This window comes from Janibacter endophyticus (assembly GCF_016888335.1).
Taxonomy (GTDB): domain Bacteria; phylum Actinomycetota; class Actinomycetes; order Actinomycetales; family Dermatophilaceae; genus Marihabitans; species Marihabitans endophyticum.
In genome coordinates, this window is record NZ_JAFEJG010000004.1 from 2,632,105 (window position 1) to 2,652,400 (window position 20,296).

Annotated in this window: 19 protein-coding genes; 5 read left to right on the forward strand and 14 right to left on the reverse strand. The window is 72.4% G+C overall.

Annotated elements, in window-relative coordinates; translation table 11 throughout:
* The first annotated feature begins 38 nt into the window (after positions 1-38).
* Genes JNO54_RS12625 through deoC form a run of 4 tightly spaced genes read left to right on the forward strand, consistent with a single transcriptional unit; the run spans position 39 to position 4,107 of the window.
* The gene (locus JNO54_RS12625; protein WP_204144210.1) at positions 39-887 is read left to right on the forward strand and encodes a purine-nucleoside phosphorylase; all 849 of its coding nucleotides are present in this window, start codon (positions 39-41) and stop codon (positions 885-887) included.
* 2 nt (positions 888-889) lie between these two features.
* Positions 890-2,662, forward strand: coding sequence for a phospho-sugar mutase (locus JNO54_RS12630; protein ID WP_204144211.1), 1,773 nt, complete (start codon positions 890-892; stop codon positions 2,660-2,662).
* On the forward strand, positions 2,659-3,327 hold the full coding sequence (locus JNO54_RS12635; protein ID WP_233703247.1) for a uridine kinase family protein: 669 nt from the start codon (positions 2,659-2,661) through the stop codon (positions 3,325-3,327). Before JNO54_RS12630 ends, JNO54_RS12635 begins: the two co-directional genes overlap by 4 nt.
* Before the next feature lie 6 nt (positions 3,328-3,333).
* Positions 3,334-4,107, forward strand: coding sequence for a deoxyribose-phosphate aldolase (gene deoC / locus JNO54_RS12640; RefSeq protein ID WP_204144212.1), 774 nt, complete (start codon positions 3,334-3,336; stop codon positions 4,105-4,107).
* A gap of 72 nt (positions 4,108-4,179) precedes the next feature.
* On the opposite strand, the gene JNO54_RS12645 is transcribed toward deoC, so the two are convergent.
* From JNO54_RS12645 to trpS, 14 genes are all read right to left on the reverse strand, one after another.
* Entirely contained in the window at positions 4,180-5,079 is a 900-nt protein-coding gene (locus JNO54_RS12645) for a DUF559 domain-containing protein (protein WP_204144213.1), read from the reverse strand.
* A gap of 129 nt (positions 5,080-5,208) precedes the next feature.
* The gene (locus tag JNO54_RS12650; RefSeq protein ID WP_204144723.1) at positions 5,209-6,342 is read right to left on the reverse strand and encodes an adenosine deaminase; all 1,134 of its coding nucleotides are present in this window, start codon (positions 6,340-6,342) and stop codon (positions 5,209-5,211) included.
* A 2-nt stretch (positions 6,343-6,344) separates the two neighbouring features.
* On the reverse strand, positions 6,345-6,731 hold the full coding sequence (locus JNO54_RS12655; RefSeq protein WP_204144214.1) for a cupin domain-containing protein: 387 nt from the start codon (positions 6,729-6,731) through the stop codon (positions 6,345-6,347).
* Complete coding sequence (locus tag JNO54_RS12660; RefSeq protein ID WP_204144215.1) at positions 6,728-8,038, reverse strand: thymidine phosphorylase; 1,311 nt, start codon at positions 8,036-8,038, stop codon at positions 6,728-6,730. The genes JNO54_RS12655 and JNO54_RS12660 overlap by 4 nt, the downstream gene beginning before the upstream one ends.
* A complete protein-coding gene (locus JNO54_RS12665) occupies positions 8,035-8,466 on the reverse strand; it encodes a cytidine deaminase (RefSeq protein ID WP_372430722.1) in 432 nt (143 codons plus the stop codon). The genes JNO54_RS12660 and JNO54_RS12665 overlap by 4 nt, the downstream gene beginning before the upstream one ends.
* Complete coding sequence (locus JNO54_RS12670) at positions 8,467-9,747, reverse strand: ABC transporter permease (RefSeq protein ID WP_204144216.1); 1,281 nt, start codon at positions 9,745-9,747, stop codon at positions 8,467-8,469. It lies immediately after the preceding gene.
* Complete coding sequence (locus tag JNO54_RS12675) at positions 9,744-10,853, reverse strand: ABC transporter permease (RefSeq protein WP_204144217.1); 1,110 nt, start codon at positions 10,851-10,853, stop codon at positions 9,744-9,746. Before JNO54_RS12675 ends, JNO54_RS12670 begins: the two co-directional genes overlap by 4 nt.
* A complete protein-coding gene (locus tag JNO54_RS12680; RefSeq protein WP_307818212.1) occupies positions 10,850-12,400 on the reverse strand; it encodes an ABC transporter ATP-binding protein in 1,551 nt (516 codons plus the stop codon). The genes JNO54_RS12675 and JNO54_RS12680 overlap by 4 nt, the downstream gene beginning before the upstream one ends.
* A gap of 192 nt (positions 12,401-12,592) precedes the next feature.
* Entirely contained in the window at positions 12,593-13,636 is a 1,044-nt protein-coding gene (locus JNO54_RS12685) for a BMP family lipoprotein (RefSeq protein ID WP_204144218.1), read from the reverse strand.
* A 188-nt stretch (positions 13,637-13,824) separates the two neighbouring features.
* Positions 13,825-15,024 (reverse strand): amidohydrolase, encoded by a 1,200-nt coding sequence (locus tag JNO54_RS12690; protein WP_204144219.1) that lies wholly within the window; start codon positions 15,022-15,024, stop codon positions 13,825-13,827.
* Positions 15,025-15,069: 45 nt separating this feature from the next.
* Positions 15,070-16,191, reverse strand: coding sequence for a mannose-1-phosphate guanylyltransferase (locus JNO54_RS12695; protein WP_204144220.1), 1,122 nt, complete (start codon positions 16,189-16,191; stop codon positions 15,070-15,072).
* A gap of 32 nt (positions 16,192-16,223) precedes the next feature.
* Positions 16,224-17,381: a glycosyltransferase family 4 protein gene (locus tag JNO54_RS12700; protein ID WP_204144221.1), complete on the reverse strand. Its 1,158-nt coding sequence runs from the start codon at positions 17,379-17,381 to the stop codon at positions 16,224-16,226.
* 114 nt (positions 17,382-17,495) lie between these two features.
* Positions 17,496-18,008 (reverse strand): 2'-5' RNA ligase family protein, encoded by a 513-nt coding sequence (locus JNO54_RS12705; RefSeq protein ID WP_204144222.1) that lies wholly within the window; start codon positions 18,006-18,008, stop codon positions 17,496-17,498.
* A 6-nt stretch (positions 18,009-18,014) separates the two neighbouring features.
* Positions 18,015-19,040, reverse strand: coding sequence for a tryptophan--tRNA ligase (gene trpS, locus JNO54_RS12710; protein WP_233703248.1), 1,026 nt, complete (start codon positions 19,038-19,040; stop codon positions 18,015-18,017).
* Positions 19,041-19,107: 67 nt separating this feature from the next.
* On the opposite strand from trpS, the gene galK reads away from it, so the two are divergent.
* A complete protein-coding gene (gene galK, locus JNO54_RS12715) occupies positions 19,108-20,253 on the forward strand; it encodes a galactokinase (protein ID WP_307818213.1) in 1,146 nt (381 codons plus the stop codon).
* Positions 20,254-20,296: the final 43 nt, after the last annotated feature.

A 20,296-nucleotide genomic window follows, 5' to 3' on the forward strand; every position in this document is an offset into this window, starting at 1 on the left:
GCCCCGCCGCACACGCGGCACCGCGATAGCCTGCCCCGGTGCACCACGACCCTGACGCCCTGAGCCTCGACGACCCCACGACCGACCCTCGCGAGGTCGCCCGCGCGGCCGCGGCAGTGATCGCCGAGCGGACCGGCGTCGAGCGCCACGACGTCGCACTCGTCCTTGGCTCCGGCTGGGGCGAGGCCGGCGACCTCGTCGGCGAGACGCTGACGACCATCGACAACGAGGACGTCCCGGGCTTCGCCAAGGCAGCGGTCGTCGGGCACTCGGGGACGATGCGCTCGGTGGCGATCGGCGACACCGACCGGCGGGCCCTCGTCTACGGGACCCGGACGCACTTCTACGAGGGCCGGGGCGTGCGCGCCGTCGTCCACGCGATCCGCACCGCGGCGGCGGCCGGCTGCTCCACCATCGTCCTCACCAACGGCTGCGGCGGGCTGCGCCCCGAGTGGGCGCCGGGCACCCCGGTGCTCATCAGCGACCACATCAACCTCACGGCGACCTCGCCGCTCGAGGGGGCGACCTTCGTCGACCTCACCGACCTGTACTCGATCCGGCTGCGCGCGCTCGCCCGGGAGGTCGACCCGAGCCTGGACGAAGGGGTGTACGTCCAGTTCCGCGGTCCCCACTACGAGACCCCGGCGGAGGTCCGCATGGCCGGGATCCTCGGCGGCGACCTCGTCGGCATGTCCACGACGCTCGAGGCGATCGCTGCCCGCGAGGCCGGCCTCGAGGTCCTCGGCATCTCGCTCGTGACCAACGCCGCAGCGGGCGTCAGCGACGCTCCCCTGTCCCACGACGAGGTCGTCGAGGCCGGCCGAGACGCCGCCGCCCGCTGCGGCCGACTGCTCGCCGACATCGTCGGCCGCCTCTGCGGAGCGTGACGATGAGCTACACCGGACGGCACGGCGGCGAGGCACCCGCCGCGGACCACACCGACCTGATCCTCGCCGCGCGGGAGTGGGCGCAGGACGACCCCGACCCGCAGACCCGGGACGAGCTGCTCGCCCTCGTCGAGCGGGTCGAAGGGGGCGGAGGCGGGGCCGAGGAGGCCGCGACCGAGCTGACCGACCGCTTCGCCGGGATGCTCGAGTTCGGGACCGCCGGGCTGCGTGGCGCCATCGGCGCCGGCCCGAACCGGATGAACCGCTCGGTCGTCATCCGGGCGGCCGCCGGGCTCACCGCCAACATCGCCCACCACCTCGACGAGGTGAGGGCGAAGGGAGGCGACGGCACCCCCTTCGCCCCGAACGACGCGCCGGTCGTCGTCGTCGGGTACGACGCCCGGCACCGATCCGACGAGTTCGCGCGGGACACCGCGGCGGTCGTGACGGCCGCCGGCGGGCGGGCGATGGTGCTGCCGCGGGTGCTGCCCACCCCGGTGCTCGCCTTCGCGACGCCGTGGTGCGGCGCGGACGCGGGTGTCATGGTCACCGCGAGCCACAACCCGTCGCAGGACAACGGCTACAAGGTCTACCTCGAGGACGGCAGCCAGATCGTCCCGCCCGTGGACGGCGAGATCGCCGCCCGGATCGCCGGGATCCGCAGCACCTCCGAGGTCCCGCTGGCCGACGACGGCTGGGTGACCCTCGGCGAGGAGGTCATCGACGCCTACCTCGCCGCGATCGCCTCCCTGGTCTCCCCCGACTCGCCCCGCGACGTCCGCATCGTCCACACCGCGCTGCACGGCGTCGGCACCGACACCGTCGTCGCCGCGCTGACGCTCACCGGCTTCCCCGAGCCCGAGCTCGTCGAGGAGCAGGCCGAGCCAGACCCGGACTTCCCGACCGTCGCCTTCCCCAACCCGGAGGAGGACGGCGCGCTCGATCTCGCGCTCGAGGCCGCGCGGGCGAGCGGCGCCGACGTGCTCATCGCCAACGACCCCGACGCCGACCGCTGCGCCGTCGCCGTGCCCGACGCGACGACCGAGGGCGGCTGGCGGCTGCTCCGCGGCGACGAGCTCGGCGTGCTGCTCGGCAGCCACCTCATCATGCGCGGGGTCCCCGAGGGCCACGCCTTCGCGTGCTCGATCGTCAGCTCGCGGCTGCTCTCCCGGATGGCTGCGGACGCGGGGATCCGGCACGAGGAGACCCTCACCGGGTTCAAGTGGATCAGCAAGGTCGACCGCCTCGCGTACGGCTACGAGGAGGCGCTCGGCTACTGCGTCGCGCCGCAGTGGGTCAAGGACAAGGACGGCGTGAGCGCCGCCCTGCTCGTCGCCGAGCACGTCGCGATCCTCAAGTCCCACGGGCGATCCCTGCTCGACGTGCTCGACGACCTGCACCGCGCCTACGGCGTGCACGCCACCGACTCCTTCTCCGTGCGCGTCCCGCGCATCGAGGAGGTCGCGCCGGTGATGCGCCGCCTGCGGGAGACCCCTCCGACGTCGATCGCGGGCGTGCCCGTCGCACGCTTCGACGACCTGGCCGCCGGTGACGGCGGGCTGCCACCCACCGACGGCCTGCGTTGGTACCTCGAGGACGGGTCGCGCGTCATCGTCCGTCCCTCCGGGACGGAGCCGAAGCTCAAGGTCTACCTCGAGGCGGTCGAGATGCCCGAGCCCCGCGACGGTGGCGACGGCCTCGCCCACGCCAGGTGGGTCGCCGGCGAGCGTCTCGCCGCGCTGCGCAAGGACCTCACGGCCCTCACCGCGCTGTGAGCGGGCGAGCTCACCCCGGGGGCCGGCACGATGAGCCGGCCCGGACCGGGCGGGTCGTCATCCTCGCGGGCCCCTCTGGTAGCGGCAAGTCGCGCCTCGCCGAGCGGCTCAGCCAGCACTGCGGCTGGCCGATCATGCGGCTCGACGACTTCTACCACCCCTTCGACCACCCCGGGCTGCCGCGGAGCGAGGCGCTGGGCATCGTCGACTGGGACGACCCGCGGTCGTGGGACGGCGCGGCGGCGATAGCTGCGCTCACCGATCTGCTCGTGACGGGGGGCTGCGAGGCACCGGTCTACGACATCTCGACCTCGAGCGTCGTCGGCCGCCGCGAGCTCTCGTGCGGCGAGGACGATCTCGTCCTCGCGGAGGGGATCTTCGCAGCCGAGATCATCGCGGACCTGCGGGAGCGCGGGCTGCTCCACTCGGCATGGTGCGTGCGCCACCGGTCGATCGTGACCTTCGTGCTGCGCCTGGTCCGCGACCTCTCGGAGCGCCGCAAGCCCCCGCTGACGCTGATCCGCCGTGGGCTCGTGCTCCTGCGCGCGGAGCCCGGGATCGTCGCCGCTCACGTGGCGAAGGGTGCCCGCGCAGGGAGCCCCCGGACGGTCGAGCGGGCCCTCTCCTCGGTGGCGTCGCAGCCGGCCGGGAGGGCCGTACGCTAGGGAGCCATGAAGGCCTTCACCCCGGGGAGCACCCTTACCGTCCAGGACGTCGCCGACCTCGTCGACCACGCGCTCCTCAAGCCCGAGCTCACCCCTTCGGAGGTCGCAGAGGTGACGAAGGCCCTTGCGGCGCAGCGGATCTGGAGCGTGTGCGTGCGCCCGAGCGACGTCGCGCTGGCCCGGGAGACGATCGCCGCCGTCGAGGGATCGCCGACGCGGGTGTGCACGGTCATCGGGTTCCCCCACGGGACGACGTCGACGGCCGCCAAGGTCGCCGAGGCGCGGCAGGCTCTCGCCGACGGGGCGACCGAGCTCGACATGGTGCTCAACATCGGACGGCTGCGAGGCGGCGACGTCGCGGCGGTCCGCGACGACATCGCGGCGGTCGTCGAGGTCGGTCACGAGGCCGGGGTCATCGTCAAGGTGATCTTCGAGACCGCGCTGCTCGACGAGCAGCAGAAGATCGACGCCTGCCGGGCCAGCGTCGACGCGGGTGCGGACTTCACGAAGACCTCGACCGGCTTCGCCGGCGGCGGCGCGACCCTGCCCGACGTGCGGCTCATGCGTGCCCACACGCCGGAGTCGATGGAGGTCAAGGCCTCCGGCGGGGTCCGCGACATCCCGACGCTCCTGGCGATGCTCGCCGAGGGGGTCACGCGGATCGGCACGTCGAGCACGCAGAGCCTCCTCGCCGAGGCGGCCACGGCGGTCGACGCGGGCACGCTCGTCGTCCCCGAGCCCGGCCAGGACGCCGCCATCCCCGCCCCCACCGGCTACTAGATCCAAATTCCCCTAGGTTTCTGACATCCGCCCGCGAACGTTCGCGGGCATATTGTCAGGTTGCTGAGCGGATCAGGCCAGCACGTCGCGGATCTTCGCCGCGACAGCCCCCTCCTCGAAGAGCTCTCGCCAGATGACCCGGACGATCCGGTACCCCTTGGCCCGCAGCGCGTCCTCGCGGATCTTCTCAGCGACGAGGTCCTCGACGTTGGCGTACTTCTCGAAGCCGTCGAACTCGACGATCAGCCTCAGCTTCTCGCTGAGGAAGTCCACGAAGTACGTACCCGCGCGGGTCCGGATCTCAACCTGCGGCTCGAAGGCCATTCCCGTCCCGCGCAGCACCCCCGCAGTGACGGTCTCACCCGGCGTCTCGTGCCGTCCGTCCGCACGGCGCAGCATCGCCCGGATCCCCCCGATGCCGGCGTGCCCCTTCGCCCGTTCGGCGGCCGCGTGGAGCTCCTCGATGCTGCACAGCTCGCGCCGCAGCGCCGCGTCCGCGGCGACGAGCCCTGTCATCGGACCATGGAGCGCCCCTGACTGCACGCATGCGTCCGCCACGCTGACGGTCGGGATGGGTTTCGCCCATCCCTCCATGGCCGCCTTCGTCCGGCGCGAGCGTCCCGCACGCACGACGACCCCCGGGCGCCGGCGACCGTGCGAGCCGTCGCTCCGCTCGAGGAAGACCTGGCGCAGGTCGACCTGGTGCACGGGCAGGCCGTGCAGGACGAGAGCCGAGTGGTGCGACGCGACGCAGCGGCCGTCCATGAGCTGCACCGCGGCGAGCGCCGAGAGCCTGTGGCGATGCTCGTCGTCCTCGATACCGACCGCGGTGTACCAGCCGTGATGGAGCCGGGTGAGCCGTCTACGCGCGGTGAGCGTGTGCAGGGTGCGGTTGCTGATGCCGTCAGCCACGGCCTGAGAGGTGCTGAAGACAGCGATCCCGGCAAGGCTGGTGAGGTCCACGTTGCGCATGGCAGAAGACTGGCCGGTCGGCCCAGTCGCCCGTCGTGGTTATCCACACCCCTTGATCCACTACAGAAATTGACTATCCGCCCGCGAACATTCGCGAGCGGATGCCAGAAGCCTAGGGGAATTCGGATCTCAGCGGCGGGCGCCGGCGGCGGCGTAGGCGGGCTTGATCGTCTCCTCGATGAGGGCGAGCCGCTCGTCGAAGGGGAGGAAGGCCGACTTCATCGCGTTGGTCGTCACCCAGCGCAGGTCGTCGATGGTCCAGCCGGCCTGCTCGACGAGCGCGCTCATCTCCTGGGTCATCGACGTGCCGGACATCAGCCGGTTGTCGGTGTTGACCGTGACCCGGTAGCGCAGCCGCGCGAGCGCGGTGATCGGGTGGGCGGCGATCGACGGCGCCGCCCCGGTCTGGACGTTGCTGTGCGGGCACATCTCGAGGGGGACCCGGGTGTCGCGCACGTAGGCGGCCAGCCGCCCGAGGCGAAGGGAGGTCGGGTCCGACAGCGCTGCGAGGTTGGCCCCCGCCGGGTCGTCGGTGACCGTCCCGTCGCCGAAGCCGATGTCGTCGACGATCCGCACACCATGACCGAGCCGGTCGGCGCCGCACACCTGCAGCGCCTCCCAGATCGACGGCAGCCCGAAGGCCTCGCCCGCGTGGATCGTGAAGTGCGCGTTCTCCGCCTTGAGGTACTCGAAGGCCGCCATGTGCCGGCTCGGCGGGAAGCCCGCCTCGGCCCCGGCGATGTCGAAGCCCGCGACCCCGGCGTCGCGGTAGCGCACCGCGAGCTCGGCGATCTCCCGCGAGCGCGCGGCGTGCCGCATCGCCGTGAGCAGCGCCCGCACGACGATCGGCTGTCCCGCGTCGGCAGCCATCCGCTCGCCGTCGCGGAAACCCGCGTTGACCGCCTCGACGACCTCGTCGAGCGCCATCCCGCGCTCGAGGTGCTGCTCCGGCGCGTACCGCGACTCGGCATAGACGACGCCGTCGGCCGCCAGGTCGAGGACGCACTCCTTGGCCACCCGGTAGAGGTGGTCGGGGGTCTGCATCACGGCGACCGTGTGGGCGAAGGTCTCGAGGTAGCGCACGAGCGACCCCGAGTCGGCGCTGTCACGGAACCACGCCGCCAGCTCCTCGACGCTCCCGTTGACGGGCAGCTCGTGGCCGATCTCGTCGGCGAGCTCGAGGACGGTCTCCGGACGGACGCCGCCGTCGAGGTGGTCGTGCAGCAGCGCCTTGGGCAGGCCGGCGATGATCTCGCGGGTCAGGGTCACGACGCGTCCTCGCGGTTCACGGTCTCCGGGTCGAAGGCCGGCGCGCAGATCGCGACGTACTCCGCGCCGTCCGGGCCGACGGAGTAGCGCACCCGCTGCCCGGCCCGGGTCCGCACGGACTGCCCGGCCGTCACCTCGACCCGCCCGTCGTCGTGCTCGACGACGACGCTCCCGGAGATCACCAGCGTCACCTCGTCGAAGGCCGGCGTCTGCGCCGGCTCGTCCCACCCCGGCGGGGCCTTCATGTGCGCGATCGACATCGCCGTGTCACCGGTGGCGACCCTGCCGACGTGCTCGGCGATGACCTTGCCGCCCGGCACGTCGACGATCGCCGGGTGGTCGTTGACGGTGACCGGCGAAGGGGTGCGGCCCGGGTCGGTCATCGGTCGGCCTCCTCGGCGGTGATCCGGTCGAGGACGACGGAGCGAGATCCGGCCTGCTCGGCCTCCCCGATCTGCCAGCCCCCGGCCAGCGCTTCCCGGGCTCGCGCGAAGCGCTCCGGGGTGTCGGTGTGCAGGGTCATCAGCGGCTGGCCGGCGCTCACGCGGTCACCGGGCTTGGCGTGCAGCTCGACACCGGCCGCGGCCTGCACCGGGTCCTCCTTGCGGGCCCGGCCGGCGCCGAGGCGCCAGGCCGCGACCCCCACGGCGTAGGCGTCGAGCGCGGTGAGCACCCCGTCGGTGTCGGCGAGGACCGTCTCGGTCTCGCGCGCGGTCGGCAGCGGGGCATCGGGGTCGCCACCCTGCGCAGCGATCATCCGGCGCCACACGTCCATCGCCCGGCCGTCCACGAGGGCCGCGCGGACCTCCCCCTCGTCCTGCGCCCGACCGGCGCCCGCGAGCATCTCGACGGCCAGGGCCACGGTGAGGTCGACGACGTCCTGCGGCCCGCCGCCGGCGAGCACCTCGACGGACTCGCGGACCTCGAGCCCGTTGCCGGCGGTGAGCCCGAGCGGGGTCGCCATGTCGGTGAGCAGCGCGACGGTGCGCACGCCCGCGTCGGTGCCGAGCGCGACCATCGTCTCGGCGAGCTCGCGGGCGTCGGCCTCGGTCTTCATGAAGGCCCCGCTGCCGACCTTGACGTCGAGGACGAGCGCGCCGGTGCCCTCGGCGATCTTCTTGCTCATGATCGAGCTGGCGATGAGCGGGATCGCCTCGACGGTGCCGGTGACGTCGCGCAGGGCGTAGAGCTTCTTGTCCGCGGGAGCCAGGCCGGACCCGGCCGCGCAGATCACCGCGCCGACCTCGTCGAGCTGGCGCAGCATCGCCTCGCTGGTCAGGTCGGCCCGCCAGCCGGGGATCGCCTCGAGCTTGTCGAGCGTGCCACCCGTGTGGCCGAGGCCGCGCCCGGAGAGCTGGGGCACGGCGACGTCGAAGACCGCGACGAGCGGGGCGAGCGGCAGCGTGATCTTGTCGCCGACGCCGCCGGTGGAGTGCTTGTCGGCCGTCGGGCGGGAGAGCGAGCAGAAGTCCATCCGCTCCCCCGACGCGATCATCGCGGCGGTCCATCGGCTGATCTCGGCGCGGTCCATGCCGTTGAGCAGGATCGCCATGGCCAGCGCGGACATCTGCTCGTCGGCCACCGCCCCGCGCGTGTACGCGTCGATGACCCAGTCGATCTGCTCGTCGGTGAGGGTCTGGCGGTCACGCTTGGCGCGGATGATGTCGACGGCGTCGTGCTGCTCGCTCATGCTCGTGCTCCTTCGAGGTCGTCGGGGCCGAACGCCTGCGGCAGCACGTCGGCCATGCTCAGGACGCCGGCCGGCGTCTCGATGAGGCAGGCGTCGCCGCCGTGCTCGTGGATGAGCTGTCGGCACCGGCCGCAGGGCATGATCGTGGCGCCGTGTGCGTCGACGCAGGACACCGCGACGAGCCGTCCCCCGCCGGTGAGCGCGAGCTGGCTGACCATGCCGCACTCGGCGCACAGCCCGATGCCGTAGCTCGCGTTCTCGACGTTGCAGCCGGTGACCACCCGCCCGTCGTCGACGAGCCCGGCGACACCGACCGCGTACCCCGAGTAGGGCGCGTACGCCCGGCGCATCGCCTCGGTCGCGGCCACCCGCAGGGCGGCCCAGTCGACCGGCACGGACTCGGGCGAAGGGGTGATGGCTGGGTCCACCTAGTGGCCCTCGCCCTTGCGGTAGACCTTGCCGTCGGCCGCCGGCATCCGCAGCCGTTGGCTGGCGAAGGCGAGGACGAGCAGGGTGGTGAGGTGCGGGGCGAACTTCGTGAAGTCGTCCGGGATGGTGTCGAAGAGGACCCAGCCGAGGAAGACGACGACGGCGATGCCGATCGTGATGCTGCCGGCCACGGTGCGCTTCGAGCGCAGCACCTGCCAGAGCCCGAAGGCCAGCAGGAGGATCGCGATGGCGAGCAGCAGCGCGTGCAGGGCGGTGCCGCCGCCACGGAGCTGGAGCGCGTCCATGAAGCCGAAGAGCCCGGAGCCGGCGAGCAGCCCGCCGGGCCGCCAGTTGCCGAAGATCATCGCGGCGAGGCCGATGTAGCCACGGCCACCGGTCTGCCCCTCTCGGAAGTGGTTCGAGGCAACCATCGCGAGGAAGCCACCACCGAGGCCGGCGAGCCCGCCGGAGATGATCACGGCGATGAACTTGTAGAGGTAGACGTTGACGCCGAGGGACTCGGCGGCGGCAGGCGACTCGCCGCACGAGCGCAGCCGCAGGCCGAAGGGGGTCCGCCACAGGATCCAGTAGCTGGCGACGAAGAGGCCGATGCCGACGATCGTCAGGATGGAGACGCCGACGGTCAGGGCGCGCAGCAGCGCGCCGACCTCGGAGACGAAGAAGATGTCGGACTGCTCGACGGACTCGAAGGCACCTGCGACCGGGTTGTCCGGGACGCGCCACAGGCCGGGCAACGGCGGCGACTGGGTCGACCCGCCGCCCTCGAGCTCGGAGAAGAAGCGGGTCGCGAGGAAGGCCGCGGCGCCGAGGGCGATGATGTTGAGCGCCACGCCGGAGACGATGTGGTCGACGCCGAAGGTCACCGTGGCGATCGCGTGGATGATGCCGCCGACGACACCGCCGAGGATCGCGCCGACCAGACCCATCCAGGGCCCGCCGTGGATGGCGCCGAAGGCGGCGCCCCAGGTGCCGAGGATCATCATGCCCTCGAGACCGATGTTGACGATGCCGGCCCGCTCGGACCAGAGGCCGCCGAGACCGGCGAGCGCGATGGGCATGGCCCAGGCGAGCGCGGCGCCGAGCGTGCCGGAGGAGCTCACCTCGCCGACGCCGGTGACGACGCGGACGATCGCGAGGACGAGGAGGACGCCCGCGACGACGGCCGCGGAGGTCCACCAGGGCAGACGGGAGCGCCTGGGTGCCTCGGCGGGCGCCTCGGGGGATGCCGCAGCGCCGACCCTCAGACCTGTGTCGCTCATGCCGACACCCCTTCCTTGACCGGGCTGGCTTCTCGAAGGGTCTTGGCCACGTGGGTCTGCTCCATGCGCTGGTCGACACGCCGGATCACCTCGTAGGCGATGACGACGGCGAAGAGGATGACACCTTGGATGATGAAGACGAGCTGCGGTGCGACACCGGCCTGCAGCTGGAGGGCGTCAGAGGTCCGGTCGAGGTAGGCCCAGAGCAGCGCCGCGAAGGCGATGCCGACGGGGTGGTTGCGGCCGAGCAGGGCGATCCCGATGCCGATGAAGCCGATGCCACCCTGGAAGTTCAGCCCGTAGGAGTGGTCGGCGCCGAAGAACGCCGGCATGCCGATGAGGCCGGCGACGGCACCGGAGGCGATCATCGCCCCGATGACCATGCGCGGGACCTTGACGCCGCTGGCCACGGCCGCGGTCTCGGACTGTCCGGTCGCCCGCAGGTCGAAGCCGAAGCGGGTGCGGTTGAGGATGAACCAGTAGGCCAGGCCGACGACGATCGCGAGCAGGGCCAGGGTGTAGACCCGGTTGGCCGCCCCCGGGATGATCTGGAGGCCCTCGAGCTGGGAGCTCAGCGGGATCTCCGTGGTGCTGATCGTGTTGCCCCCCTCGGCGCGGGAGCCGACTTGCCGCAGGCCCCAGCCGACGAGACCGGCGGAGATCGCGTTGAGCATGATCGTCGAGATGACCTCGGAGACACCGCGCTTGACCTTGAGCCACGCGGCGATGCCGGCCCAGATGCCGCCGGCGAGCATGGCGACGAGGAGGGCGACGAGGATGTTCAGCGGCCCTGGCAGCCAGCCGTTCCCGGCGAAGACCGCCGCGGCGAAGGTCGCGATGCGGTACTGGCCGTCGACACCGATGTTGAAGAGGTTCATCTTGAAGCCGATGGCCACGGCGATCGCCGAGAGGTAGTAGACGGCACCGTTGTTGACGATGTTGACCACGGCACGGGCCCGCGGCGGCGTGAGCAGGGTCTCCCACACCTTGCCGACCGGGTCGCCGACGGCGAGCAGGATGAGCGAGGTGACGACGAAGGCGACGACGAGCGCCAGCACCGGAGCGGCCAGCGTCAGCAGGAGGCTGCGCGGGTTGAAGCGGCTCATGCCTGGGTTCCTTCGCTGTGGTCGTTCCGCCCGGGGAGAGGCTCGGGGCCGGCCTCGGCGTCCGCGCCGGTCATCGCGCTGCCGAGCTGCTGGCTCGTCACCTCGTCCGGGTCGAACTCGCCGGTGATCCGCCCGCGGAGGATGACCTTGATCGTGTCGGAGAGCCCGATGAGCTCCTCGAGGTCGGCGCTGATGAGCAGCACGGCGAGGCCCTCGCGCCGGGCCTCACGCATGAGGTCCCAGATGGCGGCCTGCGCGCCGACGTCCACGCCTCGGGTCGGGTGCGCCGCGATGAGCACCTTGGGGGCGTGGCTCATCTCGCGCCCGACGATGAGCTTCTGCTGGTTGCCGCCGGAGAGGGACCCGGCGGTGACGTAGATGCTCGGGGTCCGCACGTCGTACTGCTCGACGATGCGCTCGGTGTCCTTGCGGGCGCCGGCGCCGTCGATGAGCTGCCCCTTGACGTTGGGCTTCTCGGTCTGGTGACCGAGCATCCGGTTCTCCCACAGCGGGGCGTCGAGGAGCAGGCCGTGGCGCTGCCGGTCCTCGGGGATGTACCCGACGCCCGCCTCGCGGATCTGGCGGACCCCCCAGTCGGAGATGTCGGTGTCCTCGAGCCAGACGGTGCCTGAGCTGGGCTCACGCATGCCCATGATGACCTCGACGAGCTCGGCCTGGCCGTTGCCCTCGACGCCCGCGATGCCGAGGACCTCACCCGCGTGGATCGTCAGCGAGACATCGCTCAGCAGGTCGCGTCCGGCGCCGGCCGCGCCGGCGAGTTTGACCCCCTCGACCCGCAGGACGGGTCGGTCGGTGACAGTGGACTCCTCGGTCTGGGGGGTCGGGAGCTCGGAGCCGACCATGAGCTCGGCGAGCTGACGGGCGTTGACGTCCTGCGGGAGCACCGTGTCGACGGTCGTGCCCCGGCGGATCACCGTGACGGCATCGGCGACGGAGAGCACCTCGTCGAGCTTGTGCGAGATGAAGAGGACGGTCAGGCCCTCGGCCTTGAGCTCGCGCAGGTTGTCGAAGAGCTCGTCGACCTCCTGCGGCACGAGGACGGCCGTCGGCTCGTCGAGGATGATGATCTTGGCGCCGCGGTAGAGGACCTTGAGGATCTCGACCCGCTGGCGGGCGCCGACGCCGAGCTCGCCGACGAGCGAGTCCGGGTCGATGTCGAGGCCGTAGGCCGAGGAGATCCGGCGGATCTCCTCGCGCGCCTTGCCCCCGATGCCGTGCAGCCCCTCGGCGCCCAGGACGACGTTCTCGAGCACGGTGAGGTTGTCCGCGAGCATGAAGTGCTGGAAGACCATGCCGACGCCGTGCTTGATGGCATCGCTGGGGGTCTTGAGGTCGACCCGCTCCCCGTTGATCTCGATCGTGCCCTCGTCGGGGCGCTGGACCCCGTAGAGGATCTTCATCAGCGTCGACTTGCCCGCGCCGTTCTCGCCGACGATGGCGTGCACGGTGCCGCGGGCGACCTCGAAGGTCACGTCGTGGTTGGCGATGACGCCGGGGAATCGCTTGGTGATGCCCTCGAGGCGCACGGCGGTCGCGCCCGGGTGGGCTGCCGTGCCGGCCTGCTGCGTGGCTGCGGTGCTGATGGCGGTCTCCTCGTCATCGAGGCTGCGGGCGGGACGGGTCGTCAGGGACGACCCGGGGGCTCAGGGTATCTCCCTGGACGACCGGGAGCCCGGCCGACGCGCATCGCGTGACCGGGCCCCAGGCGTCCTGCGAGATCAGCTGGACGGGACGGTGATCTTACCGTCGATGATCTGCTGCTTGTACTCGTCGAGCTTGGTCTTGATGTCGTCGACCTTGCCGCCGGTGGTCGCGTAGTCGACGCCGCCGGACTTGAGGTCGAAGGACTGCACGCCGCTCAGCGGCTCGCCGTCGACCGAGGCCTTGGCCATGTCGAAGATCGCGACGTCGACGTTCTTGACCATGGAGGTGAGGATGACGTCACGGACGTCCTCCTCGGCGGTGAGCGCCTGGTCGGAGTCGACACCGATCGCGAGCTTCTTCGCGGCCTTGGCCGCCTGGAAGACACCGGAGCCCGAGCCACCAGCGGCGTGGTAGACCACGTCGGCACCCTGGTCGTACATGCCCTCGGCCGCGGTCTTGCCCTTGGCCGGGTCGGCGAAGCCGGAGCCGTTGTCGGCGAGGTACTTGACCTCGACGGTGGCGTCAGGGTTGACCTCCTTGGCGCCGGCCTCGAAGCCCTTCTCGAACTTGTTGATGAGCGGGGTGTCCATGCCACCGACGAAGCCGAGCTTGCCGCTCTTGGACTTCAGGGCCGCGGCCGCACCGACGAGGAAGGAGCCCTCCTCCTCGGCGAAGACGAGCTGGGCGATGTTGTCGCCCTCGGAGGCCGGCGACGCGTCGTCGACGACACCGAAGTTCACGTCCGGGTTGGCCTTGGCGGCGTTGCCGACCGCGGTCGCGTAGATGAAGCCGACGCCGACGATGTCGGTGCAGCCGCCGTCGACGAGCGCGTTGAGGCGGTCCTCGCGGGCTGCGTCGTTCTCCTCCTGGCTGGCCTCGGCCTCGGCCGAGTCGATGCCGAGCTCGGACTTCGCCTTGTCGAGGCCCTTGGCCGCCGAGTCGTTGAAGGACTGGTCGCCGCGGCCACCCACGTCGTAGGCCAGGCAGAACTTCACGTCGCTGGCGTTGTCGCCTCCGCCGGAGGTCGCGTCCGAGTCGGCGTCGGAGCCGCCGCAGGCGGCGAGGGACAGGGCGGCCACCGACGACATCGCGGCGACCTTGATCAGGGAGTGGCGCACGGTGCTCTCCTTCAATTGGGCGTGTGCAGGTGGCCGGCAGGGGTCGGCCCTTCGATCAATGCTAGGCCCGGCGGTCTCGTGCCTTGACCGTTCCCGCGGATCTCCCCGGGGTTGTTACCGAGTCGCGACGCTGCCGTGACCGGTCGGTGCCACCCCTTCGCCGGTACCGAGGGGGGTACGAAGGGGGGTCAGCTCGGGTCGTCGACCCGGGTCCACTCCCCCGCGGCGGCCAGGGTGAGCAGCAGGGTGCCGGCACGCACGGCGCCCTCGTCGACGACGAGGTCGCCCTGGTGGAGGTCGTAGGTCGTCCCTCCGGGGGTCCTCGTCCCGAGGCGGGCCATGGCCCCGCTGCTCTCCTGGATGAGCCAGCCGAAGTCCTCGCCGCCGAGCGACTGCGGGGTCGGCACCGGTGCGAGGTGGGCGGTGAGCGCGGCCCGACCGAGGGCGGCGACGGCCTTGGGGTCGTTGACGACGGGCGGAACGCCGCGGACGTACTCGACGCGTGCGCGCACGCCGTAGGGCTCGACGACCTCGTGGACGATCTCGGTGAGGAAGGACTCCATGTCGTCCCAGACGGAGACGTCGAGCATCCGGATCGTGCCCTCGGCGCGGCCGGTCGAGGGGATGACGTTGGCGGCGCCGCCGGCCTGGATCTGCCCCCAGACGAGGGCGACGCCGGAGCGGGGGTCCATCCGGCGGGAGAGGATCGCGGGCACCTCGGTGACGACCTTGGCGAGCGCGAAGGTGAGGTCCTCGGTGAGGTGGGGGCGGGAGGTGTGGCCGCCTCGGCCGCCGACGGTGATGACGACGCGGTCGGCGGCGGCGGTGAGCGGACCCTCCTTGAGCCCGATGCTGCCGACGTCGATCGAGGGGTCGCAGTGGACGGCGTAGGCGACGTCGACGTCGCGCATGACCCCGAGCTCGACGAGCTTCTCCGCGCCGCCGGGCATCGACTCCTCGGCGGGCTGGAAGACGAGGCGGACGCCGACGCCGCGCTCGGCGAGGTCGTCGGCGACGGTGGACAGGGCCAGGCCCGCGCCGAGCAGGACGGCGGTGTGGACGTCGTGGCCGCAGGCGTGGCACACGCCCTCGACCGTCGAGGACCAGTCGAGGCCGGTGCGCTCACGGATCGGCAGGGCGTCGATGTCGCCGCGCAGCGCGACCCGCCGGCGGGGCTGCTCGGCCCCGAGGTCGACGACGAGGCCGGTCTCGCCGACGTCAGTGGGGGTCAGGCCGGCGGCGACGATCCGCTCGCGGATCCGCTGGGTCGTCCGGTGCTCGGCGAAGCCCAGCTCGGGGTGCGCGTGGAGATCGCGGCGGAAGGCGATGAGCTCCGGGACGAGGTCGTCGACGACGCGCAGGAGCGTCGGGGCGAGGGGAGCTGTCATGTCAACGTCGCACTCTACTCCGGGGCCCTGGCGCGGCGACCGGGGTCACACGAGCTCGGTACGGCCCGCGGCCTTGAGCGCCTCGACGACCCGCTTGACGTCCTGGGCGCGCTCGGCCGTCGTCACGAGGAGGGCGTCGTCGGTCTCGACGACGACGATGCCCTCGACGCCGACGAGGGCGACGAGCCGGCCGGACTCGCTGACGACGAGCCCGCTCGAGTCGACGGCCTGGACCTGCTCCTCGTCGCCGACGACGATGACGCCGTCCTCGTCACCGGGCAGCAGCCCCGCCAGCGACCTGAAGTCGCCGATGTCGTCCCAGCCGAAGGTCCCCGGCACGACGGCGACGAGGCCCTCGTCGGCGGCCGGCTCGGCCAGCGCGTGGTCGATGGCGATCTTCTCCAGCGTCGGCCAGATCTCGTCGTGCCGCTCGGGCGCGCGGGCCAGCAGGCGCGCGCCGTCGGCGAGCGCGGGATGCCAGCGAGCGAGCAGGTCGAGCAGCGTGGTCGCCCGCACGACGAACATCCCGGCGTTCCACCGGAACTCCCCGGTCGCGAGGTAGCTCGCGGCGCGGCGGGCGTCGGGCTTCTCGACGAACTGCCGCACCCGGCAGGCGGTCCGGAAGCCGGGGAGCCCTCGCCCGGTCTGGATGTACCCGAAGCCGGTCGACGGGAAGGTCGGCTCGATGCCGATGGTCACGAGGAAGCCCTGCCGGGCGACGTCGACGGCCTCGGTGACCGCCGCGCGGAAGGCCTCGCTGCCGGTGACGACGTGGTCGGCGGCGAAGGACCCCAGCACCGCATCGGGGTCGCGGGCCTCGAGCACCGCCGCGGCCCAGGCGATCGCCGCCATGGAGTCCCGGGGGCTGGGCTCGGCGAGCAGGTGGTCGGAGGGCAGACCGGGCAGCTGCTCCCGGACTGCGGCGGCGTGCGCCTCGCCCGTGACGACGACGACCTGGTCGCCGGCGAGCGGGCGGAGCCGGTCGACGGTCGCCTGGATGAGGGTGCGGCCGCTGCCGGTGAGGTCGTGGAGGAACTTCGGCGACGTGGCCCGGGACACCGGCCACAGCCGGGTCCCCGCTCCCCCGGCGGGCACGACCGCCCAGAAGCCCGGGATCACCCCTTCGTCCGTGCCGTCGCCCGTTGCCGCCGAGGTCTCGCCGCTCATGCCCAGGACCGTACCTGGCAGGACGACCGGGCTCAGGCGACGCGGCCGGTGAGCACGCGGTCGTAGTGGTCGACGAGCTGTCCGGTGAGGGCGGCCCACGACCGGCCGGCGACGCGCTGGGCACCGGCGCGCCCCATGGCGTCCCGCAGCGACGGGTCCACCGCGAGACGACGTGCGTGCTCGAGGAGCGAGCCGGGCAGCGTCGGGTCGTAGTGGTACCCGGTCTCGCCGTGCATGACGAGGTCGAGGGGTCCACCGGCGCCGGGCGCCACGACGGGCAGCCCGGTCGCGGCCGCCTCCTGGAGCGTCTGGCCGAAGGTCTCCTTGGTGCCCGTGTGGACGAAGAGGTCGAAGGCGGCGTAGGCACGGGCCAGTGCGTCGCCCGTGAGCGGACCGAGGAAGGCGGGCGGCAGGTTCGGTCGCCGGCCGCTCGAGGCGACGGCCTCGGAGAGCCGCGCGCCGAGCTCGTTGCGGCTCGGGCCCTCCCCGACGAGGACGAGCCGCGTGCCGGGCAGCTGGGCGATCTCGACGAGCCGGTGCAGCTCCTTCTCCGGGGCCAGCCGGCCGACGTAGCCGAGGAGCACCTCGCCCTCGGGGGCCAGCGCGCGGCGCAGTGCGAGGGTGCCCTCCTCGTCTCGCCGGCGAGGGTTGAAGAGGCGGGTGTCGACCCCTCTCCCCCACAGCCCGGTGCGCGGGACGCCGTGGGCCCGTAGCTCGTCGAGCGTCGGCTGTGAGGGTGCCAGGGTGAGGTCGGCCCGCTCGTGGAGGTTGCGGATCCACCGCCAGGTGAGCGCCTCGGCGCCGCGTCCGAGCGCCCCCGGCCCGTGCTGCTGCACGTAGGAGGGCATGTCGGTCTGGTAGATCGCCACGGTCGGGACGTCCGCGGTCACGGCCTCCCGGACACCGCGGGCACCGACGAGGAAGGGCGAGGCGAGGTGGACGACGTCGGGCCGGAAGTCGCGCACCGCCCGCCGCAGCTCGCGCGTCGGCAGCCCGGCCCGGAAGCCGCGCACGGTCATGCCCGGCAGTCGTCGGACGGGTTGCCCGGCGAACCAGGACGGTCCGGGGCCGGGGGCGATGATCATCGCCTCGTGCCCCTGCTCGGCCAGCTCCTCGGTGACCCGGCACACGCTCGTGGTCACGCCGTTGAGACTCGGCAGGAAGGACTCGGTCGCGATGGCAACTCTCACGACGCCCACCGTCGCGTCACCGGTGCGTCATCCGGTGACGAAGGGGGTGGTGCCGGGTGACGCGTGGGTGACACCTTGGTGCCCCCGCCGGGCGTCGGGGTGGCGAGCTCTTCCTCAGCCGGCGAGCTCGAAGGCCCGCAGCGGCCGCCAGACCTCGTCGTCCCCGTGGACGTAGAGGTGGATGTCCCCGACCGTGAAGGCCGCCTCGAAGTGCTCGAGCCCGGCGAAGGCCTGGTCCAGGTTGGCCTCCGGCACGGCGTGGGCGACGGTCACGTGCGGGTGGTAGGGGAACTCGAGCTCGCGGTGCACCGGTCCGCTGCGCACGGCCTGCTCGAGCAGCTCGCACCACGGGATGCCGGCGGCGACCTGGACGAAGACGACGGGGCTGATCGGCCGGAACGTGCCGGTCCCGCGCAGCAGCATGTCGAAGGGGGCGAAGCGTGCCCCGACGAGCTCGAGGTGGGCCTCGAAGGCGGGCAGGTCGGCGTCCTCGATGACGGTCGGCGGCAGCAGCGTGACGTGCGGTGGGATGGCGTGCGCCTGCGGGTCGCCGTACCCCTCTCTGCACAGCTGGAGCTCGTCCCCCCAGGGCGAGGGGATGGCGATCGAGACGCCGTAGGTCGCCATGACCGCTCAGAACCCTCCGGCCGGGGGCAGGACCCCGACGGCGTCGTAGACGGCGTTGCGGGTCTGGCTGGCGACCTCGGTGGCTCGCTCGGCACCCGTGGCGAGGATCCGGTCGAGCTCGGCCGGGTCGTCCATGAGCTCGGCCATGCGGACCTGGAAGGGCTCGACGGCGGCGACGACGACCTCGGCGACGTCCTTCTTGAGGTCGCCGTAGCCGCGGCCGGCGTACTCGGCGACGAGCTCGTCGACCGGGCGTCTTGAGAGCGCGGAGTGGATGGTCAGCAGGTTGGAGACGCCGGGCTTGGCCTCGGGGTCGAAGCGGATCTCGGCGTCGGTGTCGGTGACGGCGGAGCGCAGCTTCTTCGCCAGGCGGGACGGCTCGTCGCTGAGGAGCAGCAGGCCCTTGTCGCTCGACGTGGAGCCGGACATCTTCTGCGCCGGCTCCTGGAGGTCCATGATCCGCGCCGACTCCTTGAGGATGTACGGCTCGGGCACGACGAAGGTCTCGCCGAAGCGGGTGTTGAAGCGGGTGGCGAGGTCGCGGGTGATCTCGAGGTGCTGGCGCTGGTCGTCGCCGACGGGCACGTACTCCGGCCGGTAGAGGAGGATGTCGCTGGCCATGAGGATCGGGTAGTAGAAGAGCCCGACGTTGGCGTTCTGCCCCTTGGCGGTCTTGTCCTTGAACTGCGTCATCCGGTTCATCTCGCCGAACGCCGTCTGGCAGGACAGGATCCACGCCACCTCGGTGTGCTCCCGGACATGGCTCTGGCAGAAGACGGCCGAGCGCTCGGGGTCGACCCCTCCGGCGATGAACTGCGCGGCGGTGATCCGGGTGCGCCGGCGGATGACCTCGGGGTCGGTCGGCACGGTCTGCGCGTGCAGGTCGGCGACGAAGTAGAAGGCGTCGGTGCGCTCCTGGAGCTCGACCCAGTTGATCAGCGCACCGATGTAGTTGCCCAGGTGCAGCGAGTCGCTCGTCGGCTGCATCCCCGAGAGGGAGCGCGGCTGGGTGGCAGGGGTGTGCTCGGGCATGGGCCCCATCATGTCAGGGGCTCCCCCGGTGCCGACGCGCGTGGTCGCTCGTCGGTACGGTCTGATCGTGGAGGTCACCGAGGTCCTGCAGGAGCGCACCGGAGCACCCGCCGAGGGGGTGTGGTCTGCGCCGGGGCGGGTCAACCTCATCGGTGAGCACACCGACTACAACGACGGGCTGTGCCTGCCGCTGGCTCTCCCGCTGCGCACCCGGGTCGCCGCGTCGCGCCGCGACGACGACCTCGTCGTCCTGTCCTCGGCGGGCTTCGGCCGGGTGCTGCGGTGCGACCTGGGCCAGGCCGGTCCCGGTCGTCCGAAGGGGTGGGCCGCCTACGTCGTCGGGGTCCTGTGGGCGCTGCGGCAGGCGGGTCACGAGGTGCGCGGGATGGAGCTGGCCTTCGCCTCGAACGTGCCGACGGGGGCGGGGCTGTCGAGCTCGGCGGCGCTGGCGTGCGCGGTGGGGGCCGCGGCGAGCGACCTCTTCGGGCTCGGGCTGCTGGGGTCCGACGAGGGTCGCGCGGAGCTGGCGGCCGCGTGCGTGCGGGCGGAGAACGTCGTCGCCGGAGCCGCCACCGGCGGCATGGACCAGACCGTCTCGCTGCGGGCGCGCGCCGGGCACCTGCTGCTGCTCGACTGCCAGGACGGCGCGGTCGAGCACATCCCCGCCGCCCTGCCTGGGCACAGCCTGCTCGTCACGGACACCCGCAGCCCGCACCAGCTCCTCGACGGGCAGTACGAGGCGCGGCGACGCGCCTGCGAGGCGGCGGCTGCGGCCGCGGGGGTGCCGAGCCTGCGCTCGCTCGGGCCGGCGGACCTGCCTTCGCTCCTCGCTGCGGTGGACGAGGTCGTCGGGCGACGTGCCCGGCACGTCGTCACCGAGAATGAGCGGGTCCGTGCCGTCGTGGCCGCTCTCGACACCGGAGACCTCGCAGCCGTCGGTGCGTGCCTCACCGCAGGGCACGTCTCGCTGCGAGAGGACTTCGAGGTGACCGTCCCCCACCTCGACGTCGCCGTCGAGTCGGCGCTGGTTGCGGGGGCTCTCGGGTCACGGGTGACCGGGGGCGGCTTCGGCGGGTCCACCGTCACCCTCGTCGCCCACGACAGCGTCGGGGCGGTCCGGGAGGCGACGGAACGGGTCTTCGCGGCGAAGGGGTGGGACGCGCCGGTCTTCTACGCTGCGCTCCCCTCCGGCCCGGCGGCCCGGGAGGTCTGACCCTCCGCTGGTCGAGTGCGAGCTTCATGCGGGTCGAGGTGCG